Source organism: Salegentibacter profundi, from assembly GCF_054121475.1.
The window spans coordinates 1-18210 of record NZ_JBSYGG010000001.1; the positions used below are offsets into that span (position 1 = coordinate 1).

General features: G+C 39.6%; 18 protein-coding genes and 1 tRNA gene. 10 read left to right on the forward strand and 9 right to left on the reverse strand.

Features of this window, described 5'->3' with window-relative positions:
* Window positions 1-420: ISL3 family transposase (locus ACW6NC_RS00005; RefSeq protein ID WP_457863660.1), on the reverse strand; the 420-nt coding region annotated here is incomplete at its 3' end.
* A 19-nt stretch (window positions 421-439) separates the two neighbouring features.
* A complete protein-coding gene (locus tag ACW6NC_RS00010) occupies window positions 440-793 on the reverse strand; it encodes an ISAon1 family transposase N-terminal region protein (RefSeq protein WP_457862842.1) in 354 nt (117 codons plus the stop codon).
* 474 nt (window positions 794-1267) lie between these two features.
* On the opposite strand from ACW6NC_RS00010, the gene ACW6NC_RS00015 reads away from it, so the two are divergent.
* The 6 genes from ACW6NC_RS00015 (at window position 1268) to ACW6NC_RS00040 (ending at window position 6417) form a co-directional block, all read left to right on the forward strand.
* Entirely contained in the window at window positions 1268-2509 is a 1242-nt protein-coding gene (locus tag ACW6NC_RS00015) for a phage integrase SAM-like domain-containing protein (RefSeq protein ID WP_457862844.1), read from the forward strand.
* Window positions 2510-2647: 138 nt separating this feature from the next.
* A complete protein-coding gene (locus tag ACW6NC_RS00020; RefSeq protein WP_457862845.1) occupies window positions 2648-3370 on the forward strand; it encodes a hypothetical protein in 723 nt (240 codons plus the stop codon).
* 112 nt (window positions 3371-3482) lie between these two features.
* Window positions 3483-3713 carry a helix-turn-helix domain-containing protein gene (locus ACW6NC_RS00025; protein WP_037315562.1) on the forward strand — a complete coding sequence of 77 codons (231 nt, stop codon included), beginning with the start codon at window positions 3483-3485 and terminating at the stop codon, window positions 3711-3713.
* Window positions 3714-3717: 4 nt separating this feature from the next.
* Window positions 3718-4518 (forward strand): hypothetical protein, encoded by an 801-nt coding sequence (locus ACW6NC_RS00030; protein WP_457862847.1) that lies wholly within the window; start codon window positions 3718-3720, stop codon window positions 4516-4518.
* Window positions 4511-5164 (forward strand): hypothetical protein, encoded by a 654-nt coding sequence (locus ACW6NC_RS00035; RefSeq protein ID WP_457862848.1) that lies wholly within the window; start codon window positions 4511-4513, stop codon window positions 5162-5164. Before ACW6NC_RS00030 ends, ACW6NC_RS00035 begins: the two co-directional genes overlap by 8 nt.
* Before the next feature lie 665 nt (window positions 5165-5829).
* Entirely contained in the window at window positions 5830-6417 is a 588-nt protein-coding gene (locus tag ACW6NC_RS00040; protein ID WP_457862850.1) for a BfmA/BtgA family mobilization protein, read from the forward strand.
* Between the two features lie 653 nt (window positions 6418-7070).
* On the opposite strand, the gene ACW6NC_RS00045 is transcribed toward ACW6NC_RS00040, so the two are convergent.
* The 5 genes from ACW6NC_RS00045 to ACW6NC_RS00065 all read right to left on the reverse strand — a co-directional run bounded on the left by ACW6NC_RS00045 (window position 7071) and on the right by ACW6NC_RS00065 (window position 13830).
* On the reverse strand, window positions 7071-9041 hold the full coding sequence (locus ACW6NC_RS00045) for a fructose-1,6-bisphosphatase (RefSeq protein ID WP_457862852.1): 1971 nt from the start codon (window positions 9039-9041) through the stop codon (window positions 7071-7073).
* A 76-nt stretch (window positions 9042-9117) separates the two neighbouring features.
* Window positions 9118-9885 (reverse strand): hypothetical protein, encoded by a 768-nt coding sequence (locus ACW6NC_RS00050; protein WP_457862854.1) that lies wholly within the window; start codon window positions 9883-9885, stop codon window positions 9118-9120.
* Window positions 9886-10005: 120 nt separating this feature from the next.
* Window positions 10006-10740 carry an MIP/aquaporin family protein gene (locus ACW6NC_RS00055; RefSeq protein WP_457862856.1) on the reverse strand — a complete coding sequence of 245 codons (735 nt, stop codon included), beginning with the start codon at window positions 10738-10740 and terminating at the stop codon, window positions 10006-10008.
* Window positions 10741-10751: 11 nt separating this feature from the next.
* The gene (glpK, locus tag ACW6NC_RS00060) at window positions 10752-12254 is read right to left on the reverse strand and encodes a glycerol kinase GlpK (protein ID WP_457862858.1); all 1503 of its coding nucleotides are present in this window, start codon (window positions 12252-12254) and stop codon (window positions 10752-10754) included.
* Between the two features lie 10 nt (window positions 12255-12264).
* Window positions 12265-13830 carry an FAD-dependent oxidoreductase gene (locus ACW6NC_RS00065; protein ID WP_457862860.1) on the reverse strand — a complete coding sequence of 522 codons (1566 nt, stop codon included), beginning with the start codon at window positions 13828-13830 and terminating at the stop codon, window positions 12265-12267.
* Between the two features lie 188 nt (window positions 13831-14018).
* On the opposite strand from ACW6NC_RS00065, the gene ACW6NC_RS00070 reads away from it, so the two are divergent.
* The gene (locus tag ACW6NC_RS00070; protein ID WP_457862862.1) at window positions 14019-14792 is read left to right on the forward strand and encodes a DeoR/GlpR family DNA-binding transcription regulator; all 774 of its coding nucleotides are present in this window, start codon (window positions 14019-14021) and stop codon (window positions 14790-14792) included.
* 225 nt (window positions 14793-15017) lie between these two features.
* Entirely contained in the window at window positions 15018-15221 is a 204-nt protein-coding gene (locus tag ACW6NC_RS00075; RefSeq protein ID WP_457862864.1) for a hypothetical protein, read from the forward strand.
* A gap of 388 nt (window positions 15222-15609) precedes the next feature.
* Here ACW6NC_RS00075 and ACW6NC_RS00080 read toward each other — a convergent pair whose 3' ends face one another.
* Window positions 15610-15900 carry a hypothetical protein gene (locus ACW6NC_RS00080; RefSeq protein ID WP_457862866.1) on the reverse strand — a complete coding sequence of 97 codons (291 nt, stop codon included), beginning with the start codon at window positions 15898-15900 and terminating at the stop codon, window positions 15610-15612.
* Between the two features lie 36 nt (window positions 15901-15936).
* On the opposite strand from ACW6NC_RS00080, the gene ACW6NC_RS00085 reads away from it, so the two are divergent.
* Window positions 15937-16182, forward strand: a complete 246-nt coding sequence (locus ACW6NC_RS00085) for a hypothetical protein (RefSeq protein ID WP_457862867.1) — start codon at window positions 15937-15939, stop codon at window positions 16180-16182.
* 363 nt (window positions 16183-16545) lie between these two features.
* Here the strand turns inward: ACW6NC_RS00085 and ACW6NC_RS00090 are convergent.
* Window positions 16546-16627, reverse strand: a tRNA-Leu gene (locus ACW6NC_RS00090).
* 139 nt (window positions 16628-16766) lie between these two features.
* Between ACW6NC_RS00090 and ACW6NC_RS00095 the strand changes: the two genes are divergently transcribed.
* Window positions 16767-18161 carry a dipeptidase gene (locus ACW6NC_RS00095; RefSeq protein ID WP_457862869.1) on the forward strand — a complete coding sequence of 465 codons (1395 nt, stop codon included), beginning with the start codon at window positions 16767-16769 and terminating at the stop codon, window positions 18159-18161.
* Window positions 18162-18210 lie beyond the last annotated feature (49 nt).

Consider the following 18210-nt stretch of genomic DNA (forward strand, 5'->3'; position numbering starts at 1 on the left):
TAAGGCTTCTAAGGTAAGTTTCTGCACATGAAATCGATCTGTAACCTGTATGGCTTTAGGGAAGCATTTCCTGGCAACGGTTTTCATGGAATTGGCCATATCCAATGTAATTTCCTTGACTCTTCCACGTTTAGAAGCAGGTATTTTGAGTAGTTGTTTTATAATGGGTTCTACCTTTGTTCCCGAGAAAATAGCTACTATACTGCCCTTTTTTCCTTTTGCTTTTTTATTGGTGATGATGGTATAAAGTTCTCCTTTAGAGAGGGCAGTCTCATCTATAGAGAGCTTTGAACTGATATTCTCTGGGAAGATGAGCCATTCTTTGGCATGGGTTTTTTGATCCCACTCCTTAAAATCGCTTAGATAATCTTTGTACTGGCGTTGGAGCTTCTTTCCATTGACACCATAAAATGCTCCGATGGTATGACAGTCAGAAGCTTTAGTACTGACTAAGTACTTTTAAAAAAGCAGCGAACTCGACGGTCATTCGGGTTCCCTGTGCTACTAAGTTCCAGTCACGCTGCATAACTTTTTTGTTTTGTTTGTTAAGCCAGCGGCGGCGTTTTATATGCAGGAATACCTTTTTACCACGCACCGGAAAATCCTGAATAGTTATTTCTTTATGAAACCCGTGCGCTATGATCAGGTTGGAGGAAAACTCCTTTGGAATCTCTGGTTTCTCTTCAAAATGCAGGTGTAGTATATCTCCATCTGTCTGATGACCGGTAAGATCAAAATGGGTGATTAATAATTCTGGTAATAAAATCTTGAGTAAGTCTATATATGGATCCAATGCTTCTTGTTTAGAAAGCAAAAATCAAACTATTATTTTAATTCACACACAACTTTTGAGTTTGATCCGTAGTACCTTTTGCAGCTAGTTTTAAACTACTACTAAAAGATTCTCTAAGTCTGATTTATTGAACAACAGAAAAAAATAAATCTGAGGAGTATCCTACACCTCAGCAGAAAATGTTCTTGATCCACAACTTATTTCAGGACGGGTCACCCCAAACAAAAAAAGCCGACTCATTAAAGTCGGCTTTTCTTTGCGTGCGGGCGGAGAGACTCGAACTCTCACACCTCGCGGCACTAGATCCTAAGTTCGATTTGAATAGAAACCAAAGGAAATCAAAAGAATACAAAATACTGATTTACTGATGTTTAACCACTTAACAGATATCAAATAAACCCAAAACAATTCAAGAAATGTGTTACCTATGTGTTACCCAGAATGATTATCTTAGTATTTTCAAACAAGAAAATTATGGTTCATCTCAAAGCAATTTTGCATCCTAAAAAGTTAAATAAGACTGAAATAATTTATCGGTTAGCATTAAGAGTAACCAGTTTCCGTAGACGCAGCTATTTTCATCTTGGTTATAATATTGATCCAAAGGATTGGGATGAGAAAGCAGAAAAAGTAAAGAAATCACATCCTAAATACAAGCATTTAAATCGGCTAATCAGGAAAAAATATGATCAACTAGATGATATTATCTATGAAGCAGAGCGTAATAAAAAGCAATTATCTGCAAAGCAAATAACAGATAAGATAAGAAGTAATAAAAATAATAATTCCTTCTTCGCTCTTGCCAAAGAACATGTGGAGGATTTAGAAAAATCAAAAAAATTTAATCGCGCTATTTCCGATCGTTCTAAAGCAAAAATTATTAAAGAATTTACTAAAGGAAAAGATGTCTTATTTCCGGAAATTGATGAAAGTTTTTTAAGACGTTTTAAAGTATATCTTAAAAATGAAAAAAACAACTCAGAAAGATCTGTAATGAATTCATATGTGTTTATTAGATTGCTATTCAATAGGGCTATTAAAAGAGGTATAATAGACCAAACTTTTTATCCTTTCGGTAGGGGTAAAATACTTATAAAATATCCCGAATCATTAAAAATAGGATTAACTGAAGAAGAAATTCTTAAAATTGAACAATTAGATTTACAAAAACATACTCCCCTTTGGCATACAAGAAACATATTTTTATTCTCTTTCTATTTAGCAGGAATCAGAATAACAGATTTACTTCATCTAAAATGGAATGATATAGTAGATGACAGATTGTTTTATAGAATGAAAAAAAACGCAAAATTAGATTCGCTCCGGCTTCCTGAGAAAGTAATTGAAATTTTGGAATTCTATCGTCCTGATCAGAGATCTTATGCTGATTTTATTTTTCCTGAACTTAAAAAAGTGGGAGGAGATGAAACCAAACAAAAATATAGTGTAATAAAGAGTGCTATAAAAAAACATAATTCTAATCTAAAGGATATAGCTGATCTTGCAGAAATAGATAAAAAAATCACCAATCATATCGCCAGACATTCTTTTGGAAATATTGCCGGAGATAAGGTGTCCCCACAAATGCTTCAAAAACTATATAGACATAGCAGCTTGAGTACTACAATTGGATATCAGGGCAATTTTATACACGCTTCCTCAGATCAAGCGCTAGATGAGGTTTTAAAATTTTCCAACGGCAATAAGATTAATTAGACATTTTTATTTGGATTATCTTCTTTTAGAATTAAACTAAAAGATTGAAATACCTCTCCTAGATATTCTGAAAAATTAAAAACTACACCTATATTTTCTTTTCATTATCTTTAAATAGTTAATAGAAAACAAGGTACGATGTTTTTGGAGCGCATTGCTATTTTCATTATCCAGCTAAGGGCTAAGCTCCAGGAATTTTTTAATTATCTCCTAAAGGAAACTGATTCACAACTGGGCCAAATTTTTTTTACCTGTTGTATTTTAGTTTTTACAGCACTCCTCCTTTATGTCTGGATCACTCCGTTTAGCCTGTGGTTTCAAATCTGTTTTACGATCATTTACCTCTTTATTTCCCTAGTATTTATTTCAGGAATTTATTTTATCGTAAAAAGAAAAAGGATCAGGACTAAATCAAATTCTTTTGAGGTATATACCTTGGATCACGATCTAACTTCATTTCATCATTTTAATCTGAAAGTTATTCCGATTACAGAAGAAAAGACTCAAACAATTTTTAAAGCATTCTCGGGGAATTACTTTACCAGTGGAAATTATCGAAGTTTTCAATTTCTAATTCAGTTGAAACCGGTAGTTCCTGAGAAACGTCTGCAATGGGTTGATCTTTCTCCTAAAAGACCGAAACAAGTCAACCGGCAAACCCTACTGGAATTTTTAAGCCATCTATTTATCGGTTTTAAGAACCTGGACAACCAGCAGATTATCATATTTGTCGAACAGTATTTTCAGCTTAAAAATCCGAAGGGAAACCTTCAACATTTATCTACAAAAAACATTTCAGACTGGCGAACCAATGAAGCTGCTTACCTTAGAGGTATTTCTGAAATTTTTAAAAACCTATAGGTAATTCCTTTACTATTACCAGTTACCATATTGATTTACCGAGATTTTAATAATTCATTTGTTGCCATAACCTAAAGACAACCATTGTGTTGGCTTATAAAAAATATCAATTATGAATGATTTACAATTAGAAGATCGATTGATGCGTATGGAGCAAATGCTCGCCGCAAACAAGGAAGTACTAACCTTTGATGAAGCCTGCCTGTATTCCGGGATTTCGAGAAGCTATATGTACAAGCTTACCGCTAAAAACCTTATTCCCTATTCCAAACCACGGGGAAAGTTGATTTATTTTGAGAAAAGCAAGTTGAACGCCTGGCTGCTTGGCAACCAAAAATCTTAAGGAGATGAGTGGTTACGAATTTTCAAGGGCGTGGTTTGATTTCAGTTTTAATCATCCTAATAAGGTTAAACCCGTCCATACCGCTATTTATTTTTTTGCCATAGAACGCTGCAATAGGTTGGGATGGAAAGAAAACTTTGGTTTTCCAACCGATTTGGCAATGGAAGCTTTGGGAATCAAGAATTATAAAACTTATATCCGCGCCCTTGAAGATCTCGTGGATTGGAATTTTATCCAATGGATACAGAAAAGTAAAAACCAGTATACTGCTAATGTCATTGCTTTGGTAAAAAATACCAAAGCACCACCCGAAGCATTGGACAAGGCAATGCTCACAACAGTGTCTGAGCAATGCTCAAAGCAAGTCCGAAGCATTGCTAGTATAGATAAACAAATAAACTTATTAAACAATGAAACTTTAAATAAAAAGCCATTTCTGAAAATTGATAAGTCTGAAATTCCAAAAGATCAGCTTATATATTACCAGTGGGCACTTAAGTTTCAACAGCTCTTTCTAAAAAACTTAAAAAATAAAAGTGCACCAACAAAAAAAGTAGAAATAACAAGCTTCAAAAATTGTCTTGATCCTATCCGGTTGATGCTGGAAAAAGATGGAGTTTCAGAAGATCAATTGCTACTTGCCTATGAATTACTCAATGGTTCCGAAGAATTTTGGAAAGGAATTATACTAAGCACTTATAAACTCAGGGAGAAAATTGGGCAGCTAATCGCCCAGGGAAAAAAGCCGGTGAAAATAAAAACGATGGACCTCCAGGTTCAGCATAAAATTCAAAGTTATGACTAGTTTTCCTTTACTAGATATTGTTTGGCAAAAGAAGGCCTCACAACGCACACAACCTCCAGTTAGCAAACAGCTATTCTGGAAGTTATTTTGTAATCACTTTCCGGGATTTAAAATCACAAAAGAAAACCAACATATCATCTTTAGTATTTTTCGCTATTTCTTACAACAGTCAGATTTCAATGAATATGGGCTCATAAAAAATAAACCGGGCCTTGAGAAGGGTTTATTAGTCTATGGCGATTACGGTGTGGGGAAATCCACGCTTTTTGATGCCATTCATAACATTGGAAGAATAATTCTGGATCAAACCCGAAGTACACAACTTTGGTTCCCCCGGATTTCAACTGTTCACCTACTTACCAGGTATTACGAATCGCAACAGAATAAAAACAGCAATTTTAAACTGGAAGATTATTACCGCGGAAAACTTTACCTGGATGATGTGGGTAAAGAAGACAAAGCCTATAACCGGGAAGAGATCATCGGAAAATTGCTTTTTGAAAGACACCGTAGGAAATTAAAAACTTTCGTGACCACCAATGAAAAACCTTCGGCAATATCGGCCCGGTATGGGCATCATATTGGAGACCGGTTGCCGGAAATGTTCAATATCATTAAATGGGAAGGTAGAAGTTGGCGAGAATGATTAGTAATTAGTACTTACAAAGTCCTCACCACATTTTCCACGCCTTCGCACAAGCTACAGCTTAGGAAAAAGAGGTTCGTCCAAAAAGAGGCTTCGGAAGTAAGCCAAAAAAAGAGTTTGATAGCCTGATTTTAGAAGCTCAGAAATAGAAAATGAATTAGGGAAATAAGATTACAGCTATTAACTTTTTTGACTTACCTCCTCAAGAGATTTTAGCCCTAAAAGAATCAAAAAAGAAAGTAGTTAAAGATGAATTTTAGAAAATTTTAAAGGAGTTCCAAGGCTGATCATTAAGCACTTGATTTTAGTGATTTAATGATATGGAAAAGCTATTGGAATTTCAGAAGCGAAGCGGAAGGAATTTGAATAGCAAGAGGGTAACCTGCTAAAGCAAGGTTACAATTTTCAAATTCCTGATATTCAGTTATTTATGATTTTTTATATTTAAAACACTGGTGCATAAATATTTAAGATCATTTGTTAGCTACTGAAAACAGGGAAATAATCTACTGTACAAAGTGGATACTTAGGAACCACTCTTTAATTTAAAACACTGTTTTTCAGTGCCTTATAAGTTATTAAGAATATATAATAAAATGATCGATGGAGCAAAAACCAGCTCATTAGTCTGAAGAAGCCCAGCGGCAAAGAAAAAAATTACTGTAATGGAAACAAATAAAGATAAAAAAAGCCTGTTTTCTGCAATTAGTATTAATCGTATCACGGCAGCACGATTTCGTAAATTTTCGAAAAATATAGCTCCCTCTCATTCGGAAAGCCTGGATGATATGATGGACTTTTTTGAAGCCACAAAGATTCATCCCAGGAGCCCAATTTTTAGGCACTATATTGGGCTTTATAATTATGTAATTGGTCGATTGGATTTTATTATTGCCCTGCTCAGGGAGCACGAAGAAAAATATCATAAGCCTACCTATACTATGCTTGCAGGACTTTTTGATAAAGCTGAAAAAATAGAGGCTAAAACAAGACCACTGGAGGAAACAAATATTAGAAGATTGACCAGGGAGGAATGGGAGCTGGAAGATGGCAAAGTTTCGCAAGAGGAATACGATTTGCTTAAAAATGCACGGCAAAAGGATCGAAGGAAATTTTCAGAAATGATCTCTAAGATTATCAAAGGTATAACAAAAGTAGAACCTACCTTTGGGAAGCCGTACTATAAAATAGATATTGATTTCACTGAACTAGATATTCTTAAAAGACGATATGAGGATAGGTATTTAAACTAAATGCCACAACGCCCCTATGCTGTTTTTACTTTACGCTTAACTTTCCGTACGCTATAAAAACAGCATAGGATCCGGCGCAGGTTAGTTATAGTAGATATAGGGCTGGACCTTCCCACCTATCCACACGAGCGAAACGTTTTTAAGGGAAGCGACAGTTTAATTATGGAATGTAGGTAATGCTTTTTCATATTTGTCAATGATGAAACAAAACTATGGGAGAGCAGAAAACAAGTCAACGTTTTAAATGTATTTTAGACAACATTGTTTATCTTGAAAGTAACCTCCTTTTACAGAAAATCCTTTTTTTGAAAATAGTTATTACTTCAAATTATTCAGATCTTTTTAATTAAAATAAACCTCAAATTAGAACTTTACTAGAAAATCTATCATTGAAAAAGACATTGGGTTATCTCGTCTATTAAAATGCTCAACTATTTTCGAGAAATAGGAGACAAGCGGAAAATGAGATTCTCTTATTCTTTAATAGCGGAATTTCGGAAGACCAAAGGGAGCATTTTCACAATTTCAGTAATCGAGCTAAATATTTCCGCAGAATGATTTAATACATAAATGAAAGCCTTTAGAATTCATGAGTTTCTTCCTTATCTAACATCTTTTTCTTAAACCACAATATTTAATTTACTCAAAAAAAACTACTCCATAGATCCAAAACGTTCTGTCAGGATTCCGGAGCGGTAGCATTGTAGCAGTTCTTTAAGGTCCCGGATGAGTTCTTTTATGGGGTCGCCGTCTTTAATGTCTGAAACCTGCAGCGTCTTTTCGGAATAGGAGTAGAGTGTTTCGTTCGACAAAATATCAACCTCTTCTTCAATGGCTTTTTTGGTGGATTCGAAAGGGAGGTGGGCAATGATCTGTTTTCCGTGGTCATCGAAGATCATGGTATATCCGGCGATGCCTGTCTGATCCTGGTAGGCCTTTGCAAAACCACCATCTATGACAATGAGCTTGCCGTCGGCTTTGATCGGACTTTCTCCTTTTTTTACCGCCACCGGCACATGTCCGTTAATAATAATGGAATTCTCCGGGTCGAGTTGGAAATCCTTCAGGATCTTTCGGGAAGTTTCAGAATCATCACGGTAATCGTAATAGTGGCTTTTCGTCTCCTTGTGGAGGGAAGTATCTTTTATAAAATAGCGTTCAAAGGTTGTCATCTTGTCCTTTCCGAACAGTGGCGATTCCGGACCCGCCCATAGGTACCACATCATGTCTACCGCCAGGTCATTTTCCGCAGTTCCCAACACACCAGAAAAGGCCTCCCGCGCTAGCTTGTCCAGAAAATCCATGTAGGCTTTTCCTTTGAGTTTTTTCCCCAGCAGGTCAACCTCTGTAAGATCGCCTTTGGCGTTAATGGGAATCGAACCGTGAAACAAGAGGCAATCGTTGGCAATGTGATACATAGATCCTTTTTCGAACAGGAACTGAACGTGCTTTTTAAGCCTGCTACTCTGCTGAAAGGATTCCGACAGCTGTGATACCAGGTCCTCTTCTTCTTTCGAAAGAGCTACGGGGTCTGAAGGATCAATGGTCGGAAACCAGGAATCCTTTAATTCATAGGTCTTTCCTTCCAGCTGAATTTCTCCTTTGGAGTAATCTATGTTGGACAACATTTTTCGGTGGCCAATGTCAAATTCGGATCTTCTGGTGATGAGTTGTTCTTCCAGTTTGAACTGGATCACACTAATAGCTTTGTGCATGATCCTGTTGAGCCAGTGCTCACTTTCGTTCAATAGTTCTTCCGGCTTAACTTTTGGATTGAAGATGAGGCTTTGGTCTTCCTTATAATGTTCCAGGGCAAAGGAGGCCAGGGGGATAAGGTTAATTCCGTAGCCTTTCTCAAGGGTGCCGGTGTTTCCGTAGCGTAGGGATAGCCGTATCACGTTTGCCATACAGTCGAGCGAACCCGATGCTGCTCCCATCCAGACAATATCGTGATTTCCCCATTGTATATCTACCGAATGATAGTCGATGAGGCTGTCCATTACGACTTCGGCACCTGGGCCGCGATCAAAAATATCACCAATTACGTGGATCTTTGAAATGGCTATACGCTGGATGAATTTTGCCAGCGCAACAATCAGTTGATCACATTCTCCAATAGAGATGACTGTTTTGATAAGCCTTTCATTGTATTCGCTTTTTTGTTCTCCCGTACCTTCTTTCTGCAGCAATTCCGCAATAATGAGTCCGTACTCCCTGGAGAGTAGCCGGTCGATTTTCCGTTTGGTATAGACCGAAGTAAAGTTATAGGCGATAGCCACGAGTCTCTTCACAGATATGGTATAGAATTCTTCCAGGTCCCGGTTTTCCTTTTTTATTTGATCCAGTTTTTCCTGCGGATAATAAACAAGGGCCGCCAGCCTCCTGAGATCTTTTTCATCTAATTCTTCCTCAAAAAGCTGTACGATCTTCTGTCTTATTAATCCGGATCCATTCCTGAGCATATGCTGGAAAGATTCATGCTCGCCGTGAATATCGCTTATAAAAAGCTCTGAACTCTTGGGGAGCGACAGTAACGCCTCCAGGAGAATGATCTCTTTCCCTACCTGCGCAGCATTGGGAAATTGGTTGGATAATAATTTTAAATATTTCGGATCATTTTTCATTCGAGTTGAGAATTCATGTACGGCTTATATTCTAATTTAATAAATCTGAAGGACAACTATTCCGTGCCATTGGAATTTAGAACAAACTAATGCCTATTTCCATATAGGCATGGTCAGCATCGGGATTCCAGGCGGGGATGGCATGTACAGGAATTTTATATTTTCCTATCTCCAGTACTTTATTGTACTGCAGGCCCACAAAGTTTATCCCGTTGCGGCTGGAGTAAAAGGTATCACTGGCACCGGAAAGCGCAAAGGCGCCCCCCAAAAAAACCTGTAGCTGAAAAGAGGCTGCATCAATCACTGTATAGCGGGCTTCGACATATACGGTATAGCGCAGATCACCTGTCCTTTCAAAAATTACTTCCGGTTCTGGTTCTGTGAACCTACTATCCCTGCCAAATAAAATTGTACTGGCGGAAAGTTTAAAGGGAAGTTTCTCCTTGAAATCATAGGCCAGCGTAAGATCCAGAAAGTGCCCTGTTGTACGATTGCTATAGTCAAAAAATCCCCTTCCTGTAATTTCAGGAGCTGAGAAGTTGTAAATGTCCCAGAGTGCAGCAGAAAAGCCGCCTTTCTGAAAGGAAACAAAATAGTCGAACTCCCTATAGGTTCCGTCAAATCCCATGCCTCCCCAAAACCCTATTCTCCATTGATCATTCGGAGACTGATAATATAAGCTGGAAGCCAGCAGGGGAGCAGTGGTAACAGCGTAACCTCTCCAGTAGTGCATGTTTTTTAACTGTACATCTAATTCTATTGGCAGATCGTTATTTCCTTCTTCTGTTTGGGCGCTGCAATTCATGGAGATAAGCAACGCAACTACTGTGATTATATATTTCATGTGTTTGCTTTAAGGTTACTACTTCCCCGCAGAAGTACTGTTGGACGTAAATCAGTTTTTAAGAAACAGGTTTTGGAAGCAGAAATCTTCCGCCAAAAAAACTAAATAAGAGGTACATGATCAGGTTTGAATGATCAGGAAAATAATGGCAGCCACTGCTCCGCCAACAAGGGGGCCTATAATAGGTATCCAGCTGTAAGACCAGTCTGAAGGTCCCTTGTCTTTAATGGGTAGTAACCAGTGAGTAATTCGTGGCCCCAGGTCTCTTGCGGGATTAATGGCATAACCGGTAGTGCCTCCAAGAGAAAGGCCAATACCCCAAACCAGAAAAGTCACGGGTATGGCACCAAGAGAACCCAGCCCTACAGGGGTGCCTTTGCTGTCACCCAATTCTGCCGGGGTAAAGAAGAGGATAACGAAAAGGAGCACAAAAGTACCTACTATCTCGCTCACGATGTTGACACTGTAATTTCTAATAGCGGGTGCTGTAGCGAACACTCCCAGCTTGGTCGATTTATCTTCTGTGACATCAAAATGATCCTTATGCATAAGCCATACCAATCCGGCTCCGGTCATGGCTCCCAGCATCTGCATCAGGCTGTAGGGCAGGACCTGGTTCCAATCAAATTTCCCCGCGATGGCAAGCCCCAAGCTTACAGCAGGGTTTATATGAGCACCGCTATAAGGACCGGCGACTACTACTCCGGCAAATACTCCCAGAGCCCAGGCGGTAGTAATAACGATCCAACCACTTCCGTTGCCCTTGGTTCCTTTCAAGATAACATTGGCGACCACTCCCACTCCCATGAGCGTCAATAGACCTGTTCCTATAAATTCAGCTAAATATGGATGCATATTTTTACAGATTATGATTTAGTCCATTCTTTTGAACGTTCTACGGCTTTTCCCCAGAAATGAAGGTTCTTTTCTACCACGCGAGCTTCCATGTCTGGTTCAAATACCTGGTCTTCTTCAAATAATTCTCTTAGGTTTTCTACATCCTTCCAATAGCCAATTGCCAATCCCGCAAGGTATGCGGCACCCAGAGCTGTGGTCTCCAGCATTTTCGGTCTTTCAACAGGACAGTTGAGAATGTCTGTTTGGAACTGCATTAGAAAATTATTGACAGCGGCTCCTCCGTCTACCTTTAGCATTTTTGTTTCGATCCCGCTGTCTTTTTCCATTGCTTTTAGGACGTCATGCACTTGGTAAGCTATGGCTTCTAGAGAGGCTCTGGCAAAATGTGCGGGACCGGTGCCTCGGGTTATCCCGAAAAAAGCACCACGAGCCTCCTGGTCCCAGTGAGGTGCGCCGAGTCCGGACAGGGCCGGAACAAAATAGACCCCTTCGTTGTCTTCCAAACTATTAGCCAGCGTTTCCGTACTTTTTGCATCGTTGATGACTTTGATCCCGTCCCGCAGCCACTGGATGGCTGCTCCTCCAATGAATACGGCTCCCTCCAGAGCATACGTAACTTTACCGTCTATTTTCCATGCAATGGTGGTGAGCAATCTATTGTTGGATTTGACAGGCTCGTTTCCCGTATTCATCACCAGGAAACAACCTGTGCCATAGGTGGTTTTGGCCATTCCTTTTTTAGTACATAACTGCCCGAACAGCGCAGCCTGTTGATCGCCTGCAACTCCGGAAATGGGAATTTTATCGGCAAATATCTTTCCGGATGTAGTGCAGAAAATTTCACTGCTGGAGCGGACTTCCGGGAGAATGGCCGCCGGGATATCAAAAAGCTCCAGGAGTTCTTGATCCCATTGCTGCTCATGAATATTGTATATCATGGTTCGGCTGGCATTGGTAATGTCTGTCATATGCTTAGTTCCGTTAGAAAATTTCCAGATAAGCCAGCTATCTACTGTGCCGAAACAGATCTCTCCATTCTCTGCTTTTTCCCGTACCCCTACAACGTTTTCGAGTATCCACCTAATCTTTGTAGCAGAAAAATAGGCGTCAATGATCAGGCCTGTCTTTTCTGTGATCATCTTTTCCATTCCATTCGCCTTTAGTTCGTTGCAGTAGTCAGACGTTCTTCGGTCCTGCCAAACGATGGCGTTGTAAACAGGCTTTCCTGTTTTTCGGTCCCAAAGTATGGTAGTTTCTCTTTGGTTGGTAATTCCGATGCCTGCAATCTGCCCTGCAGTAATACCGGCTTTGGTAGCGGCCTCTGTCGCTACCGTCACCTGAGAGGTCCAGATTTCCATAGGGTCGTGTTCTACCCATCCGGGTTTCGGAAAATGTTGTTCGAAAAGACGCTGGGCGTCTGAAACAATCTCTCCATTTTTATTAAAGAATATTGCCCTGGAGCTGGTTGTTCCCTGATCAAGCGCCAGTAAAAATTTTTCAGATTGACTCATAGCTGTTAAATTAAGTGGTTATTAAATATTTTTCTGCGAGGGCTTTGAATTCGCTGATCTCGTTTTGTTTCCAATCTTCATCCCTGCCCAATTCTTTTTGCAGGATCTCAGCAACTTCTGGAGCCATATCTATAGCTGCACGGGCATCGATAAAAAGCATACGCAGCCTTCTTGCCAGGACATCTTCAACTTTCATTGCCATTTCGTTTTGAACGATCCAGACTACCTCTGCACGTAAATGAGGGTATTTTGGATGGAGCTTTTGATTCAGATCAGGTTTTTTATCTATAAGTTTCTCAATACCGGAAGCATCACTTCCATAGATAGACAAATGGCCGCTAATTACGGTTTCCGGATAACCGTGTAACCTGATCTTTTCTGAAGTGCTCTTCTCTAGTTTAAATCCATTGAGCTTTCCGAGTGCGTCGACTGTGTCTTCACCCATTTTCCTGAAGGTAGTCCATTTACCGCCAATAATTGACACCAGATTGCTGTCTGATATGGTCACTTTATGGCTGCGGGAGATTTCTTTGGTTCTGGTACTTCCTTCTTTAGGTGCTGCCAGTGGTCGTAGACCGGCATATACAGTCAATACATCTTTTCTGGTTGGTGGTTTCTCCAGGTAAGCGGCACAATTTTCCAGAATAAAATCAATTTCTTTTTCAAGAGCCTTCGGTTCCATCTTTGGTTTTTTCCGAAGGGTATCTGTGGTTCCCAATAGGAGTTTCCCATTCCATGGAATACCGAAAAGCACTCTGCCATCTGAAGTTTCAGGGATCATCAGTGCATTTTTTCCGCCAAGGAAAGAAAGATCCATGACCAAATGGGCACCCTGACTCGGTCTGATGGATTTTACCGCTTCGGGATTGTCCATCCCCAAAATTTTATCGGCAAATACCCCAGTGGCATTTACAACAGATTTTGCTTTTATTTCAAGATTCCCAGCGTTGATCTCATCCCTTATTCTCACCCCGTTAACCAAACCTTTTTCGTCTTTGGTAAGTCCGGTTACTTTGGCGTAATTCAGCACACATCCCCCAAGTTCACAACAAGTTTGAGCAAGATTGACTGCGAGTCTGGCGTCATCAAACTGTCCGTCATAATAGATTACTCCGCCTTTAAGCCCTTTTTGTTTTATGGTGGGCAGGTTTTTGGCTACTTTGCTTTTGGACATCCATCGAGACTTACCTATTCTCAGCCTTCCGGCCATCAGGTCATATACTCTCAAACCGGCCCCATATTTCAACATATCCCGGTAAGAATAAATAGGAATGATGAAAGATTGTTTTCCCGATACATGTGGTGCATTTTTCATCAGTAATCCACGCTCTTTGAGTGCTTCAAATACGAGCCCGACATTTCCCTGTGCCAAATAGCGTACTCCACCATGCAGCAGCTTTGTGCTTCTGCTCGAAGTACCTTTAGCAAAATCAGCTTTTTCCACCAATACTACTGATAATCCTCTTGAGAGGCCATCCAAAGCCACTCCTAATCCGGATGCTCCGCCACCAATCACTACTAGATCCCAGGGCTTCTGCCGATTTTCTATTTCTTTTAAACACTTTTTCCTTTCCATTGTTTTCTTTTTAAATGCTCCTGAGCTCTTGTTCGAAACAAAAGTAATATAAAAAGAAACAAAAGCAAATAATATATAGAATATGTTTGCTTTTTTTTTCTTTTAAGTTCCTTTATGCTAAGTTTGTAGCGGTTCAGAAGCCATAATAGAAAGCAAAACGAAAGGAATAGTTTCTTAAAACAAAATGTATGACCATCGCTGAAAGACATAAGTTTATTTTAAACAAGATCAATAAAGAAGGTTTTGTTAATGTGGCAGATTTGAGTAAAGAAATGGAAGTTACCACAGTCACTGTTAGAAAGGACCTTAAACTATTGGAAGAAAAAGGCCTTTTGTACCGTTCTCACGGAAGTGCGACCTTGGTGTCTCCTTATGTTAACGATCGTCCTGTGAATGAAAAAAATCTGATACAAATAGGCGAAAAGCGGGGAATTGCCTCTAAGGCCGCAGAATTGATTTCAGAAAATGAAGCTGTTATTATCGGCTCGGGTACCACTATGATGGCACTGGCTAATGCTATTCCGGCCAAAATGAAACTTACGGTTTTAACAGGGGCGATGAATGTAACCATGGCACTTGAAAATCATCCCAATCTGGAAGTGATTCAGCTGGGAGGGGTGGTGCGAAAAAGCAGTTCCTCTGTAGTTGGTCATTATGCAGAACACATGCTGAAGAGCTTTTCCTGCAGTAAACTCTTTTTGGGTGTTGATGGAATAAGTCCCGAATACGGGCTTACAACCTCAAACATGATGGAAGCTCACCTTAATGCTGCTATGATAAAATCTTCCCTGAAAAGCATCGTTTTGACCGACTCCACTAAATTTGGAAAAAAAGGTTTCGGAAAAATATGCGAAATAGAGGATGTGGATCTTATAATAACAGACGCCGGAATTTCCAAGAGCTATAAAGAAAGTCTGGAAGAAAAGGGAGTGGAGGTGCTTATAGCCGAAAACGGATCTTAAGAAGACTTAAAGCAGGTGCGTTCTCCGGAGATGTTTGCCTATTCACGGCTATTCAAAAACATCCTCCGGAAGCGCATTTTTGGAGAAGTTAACCCCTATGCCTGAAAACCTGAATTTTCCTGTAAAGGGAGTCTATTTTTGCTTTGTCTCCAACATTTAGAATGATCCTTGATTCGCTCTAAGGGCACAAAACGTGGCGCAAATAGGAAATAAAAAACCGTAGAAATGTTAACGGGAGAAGCTCAAGATAATTGTATTCGTCAGAGAGCATTCCAGGATTACCTTAAGGATCTACTTCCATTAACTATTAACAAAAATCCTATTTTGAGAATTCCTTACCAGGTTATGAACAAAAAAGCAAAGAATTTTGATTCCGAGGATTACGGAAGCCTAAAGGATTACCTTGACCAGATCGACTTGAGGTATTAATAGAACAATAATCCACTCTCAGTGGTCTCACTGTAAAAAGAACAGAAGCTAATTGATACTAAATCCAAACGTTTACTAATATCCGGTGAGGTCTAAGAGGAGCTATTGTCCTTCTGTGCTTCTTTTGCGTAAAAATCTGCAATCTGTTGAGCGTAGTCCATTGAAGACTTACCGATATATCCTAGAAACATTTTCTCGGTACTATAGGCAGTTATCTGCATTATTAGAGGAGTGGGCAATTTTCCATATGTATTTGTGGCGAAAGATCTCCTGCAGACATGGGAGCTCATTAATTGCCATTTAGGAAAAGATCCTTTGACCTTGCGTTTTTCACCTTTTTGAGTTCGCTTTTCGTTTTTATCTTTGGGAATTACTTTTCCTTTTTCGTCTACATTTCAATCTTCGTTCCTGGAATGACTTCCAGTCCATGCCGGGTGACAAAATTATCTTCCGTTAAATCAAGTAGATCGTGACCTCTTTGGCCAAGGTTGCATAGAAGGAGTAATTTCCTGGCGTTCATTAATGATTGGCTCTCGAGTGTTGTATTCTCAATTTGTTTTAATTCTTCGGGACTGAGATATAGAATATATTCGTTTTTTGTCTTGCCGCCTTTTACTTTTTTGAGTTGCGGACTGATTGTGAGGCCATGAATTTCTGCATCGGCACAAACTGTCTTCAAATCATCTACTTACTTTTTTGCATAGCCTTCGGAATAGTGTCTCTTCTCAAGCATCCATTCAAGAAAATCTTTGCCGAACTTAATATTTACGCCCTGAACTTTCAGAGTTCTGCACAGCTTGCCGCTGTTTATCCACAGTCGGGTGGCACCTATGAATACTACCGGCATCTAAATCCGGCCTTCGGTTTTTCTGCAGGATGGATGTTCCTAATGAGCAAACTGGCTGTCGGCTGTGTTGTTGCTATAGGTTTCGGTAGTTATTTCTGCCAATTGGTCCACTGAGTTCTCCTCTACTCATATCAGTTATCGCTGTCATTTTTCTTACTCTTGCTAATATCAGATAACGCTGTTCTTATCAGCCGAAAGCCGCCCCCATCATCTACTAGGTGTTGGCCGTTCCTTAACCGCTATCTTTAACTTATTACAAAAATAGGAATTTTAAATAGTATTGGATACTTCCATAGCTTAGGCTTTAAAAGATGAATTTTGTCAAGAAATAATTACCTCTTCAAATTATGACCAGCGGGACTATATTTTTTTATACAAAGAAATTACGCTTTATCCCTCGATAAATTTACTAAAATGTGTTACCCCTGTGTTACCCAAACAAAAAAGCCGACTCTTTCAAGTCGGCTTATCCCTTTGTGCGGGCGGAGAGACTCGAACTCTCACACCGTAAGGCACTAGATCCTAAGTCTAGCGTGTCTACCAATTCCACCACGCCCGCATTTTACTTTCACAACACTTAGGACTCATTGTAAAAGCACTTACTAATTGTAAGCGGATGCAAATATACATAAATGTTTCAATTCTCAAATAGTCGGGAAAAATATTTTTTACCTTTAGCTCAATCAAAAATTCATAGCATGAAAGACATCAAATCATACGTAGAAGAGAACAAAGAACGTTTTCTAAGCGAACTCATTGATCTTCTGAAAATTCCATCGGTAAGTGCTGATTCCAAATATAAACCCGATATGCTCAAAACGGCAGAAGAGGTGAAAAAAAATCTATTGAAGGCCGGTTGTGATACTGCAGAAATTTGTGAAACCCCCGGTCACCCCGTCGTATATGGCGAAAAAATAATTGATAGTGACCTGCCCACTGTGTTGGTTTACGGACATTACGATGTTCAACCACCAGACCCCCTAGATCTGTGGAATTCCCCGCCTTTTGAACCGGTTATAAAAGAAACCGAAATTCATCCCGAAGGAGCTATCTTCGCCCGTGGAGCTTGTGATGATAAAGGACAGATGTTCATGCATGTCAAGGCTCTGGAATATATGACCAAAAACGATAAGTTGCCCTGCAATGTAAAATTTATGATAGAGGGAGAAGAAGAAGTAGGGAGTGAGCACCTGGGTTGGTTCATTGAAAATAATAGAGAGAAACTTCAAAATGACGTAATCCTAATTAGTGATACGGGAATGATCGCTAAAGACACTCCATCTATTACTACGGGCTTACGCGGTCTCAGTTATATGGAAGTGGAAGTAACCGGACCAAATCGCGACCTTCACAGTGGACTTTATGGAGGGGCCGTAGCCAATCCCATCAATGTGCTTTGTAAGATGATCGCTTCCCTACAGGATGAGAATAACAGGATCACTATTCCAGGATTTTATGAGGATGTAAAGGAATATAGCGATATAGAGAGAGCTAAAATGGCCGAAGCTCCGTTTGATCTTGAAGAATATAAAAAGAAACTAAATATTAAAGATATCCAGGGAGAGAAAGGTTATTCTTCCCTGGAACGAGCCTCTATTCGGCCCACCCTGGATGTAAACGGAATCTGGGGCGGTTATACCGGTGAAGGAGCCAAAACCGTATTGCCATCAAAGGCCTATGCAAAGATATCAATGCGTTTGGTAAGTGATCAGGACTGGGAAAATATAAGCGAATTGTTCACCAAACATTTTGAAAGCCTTGCACCAAAATCGGTAAGGGTAAAGGTAAACACCCATCACGGAGGGCAAGCTTATGTTACCCCAATAGACACTTTAGAATATCAGGCAGCAAACAACGCCTACGCTGAAGCCTTTGGTAAAGACCCTATTCCCCAGCATAGTGGAGGAAGTATTCCTATTGTTTCCCTCTTTGAAAAGGAATTAAAAAGTAAAACTATTTTAATGGGATTTGGTTTTGATACCGATGCCATCCACTCCCCTAATGAGCATTTCGGTATTTGGAATTACCTGAAGGGAATTGAAACTATTCCGTTATTCTATAAACATTTTACCAAATTAAAGCAAGCGGAGTAGTTAGAATTTATCCGTTGTGTATTGATTCAACCCTTATTTTAAACCTCAC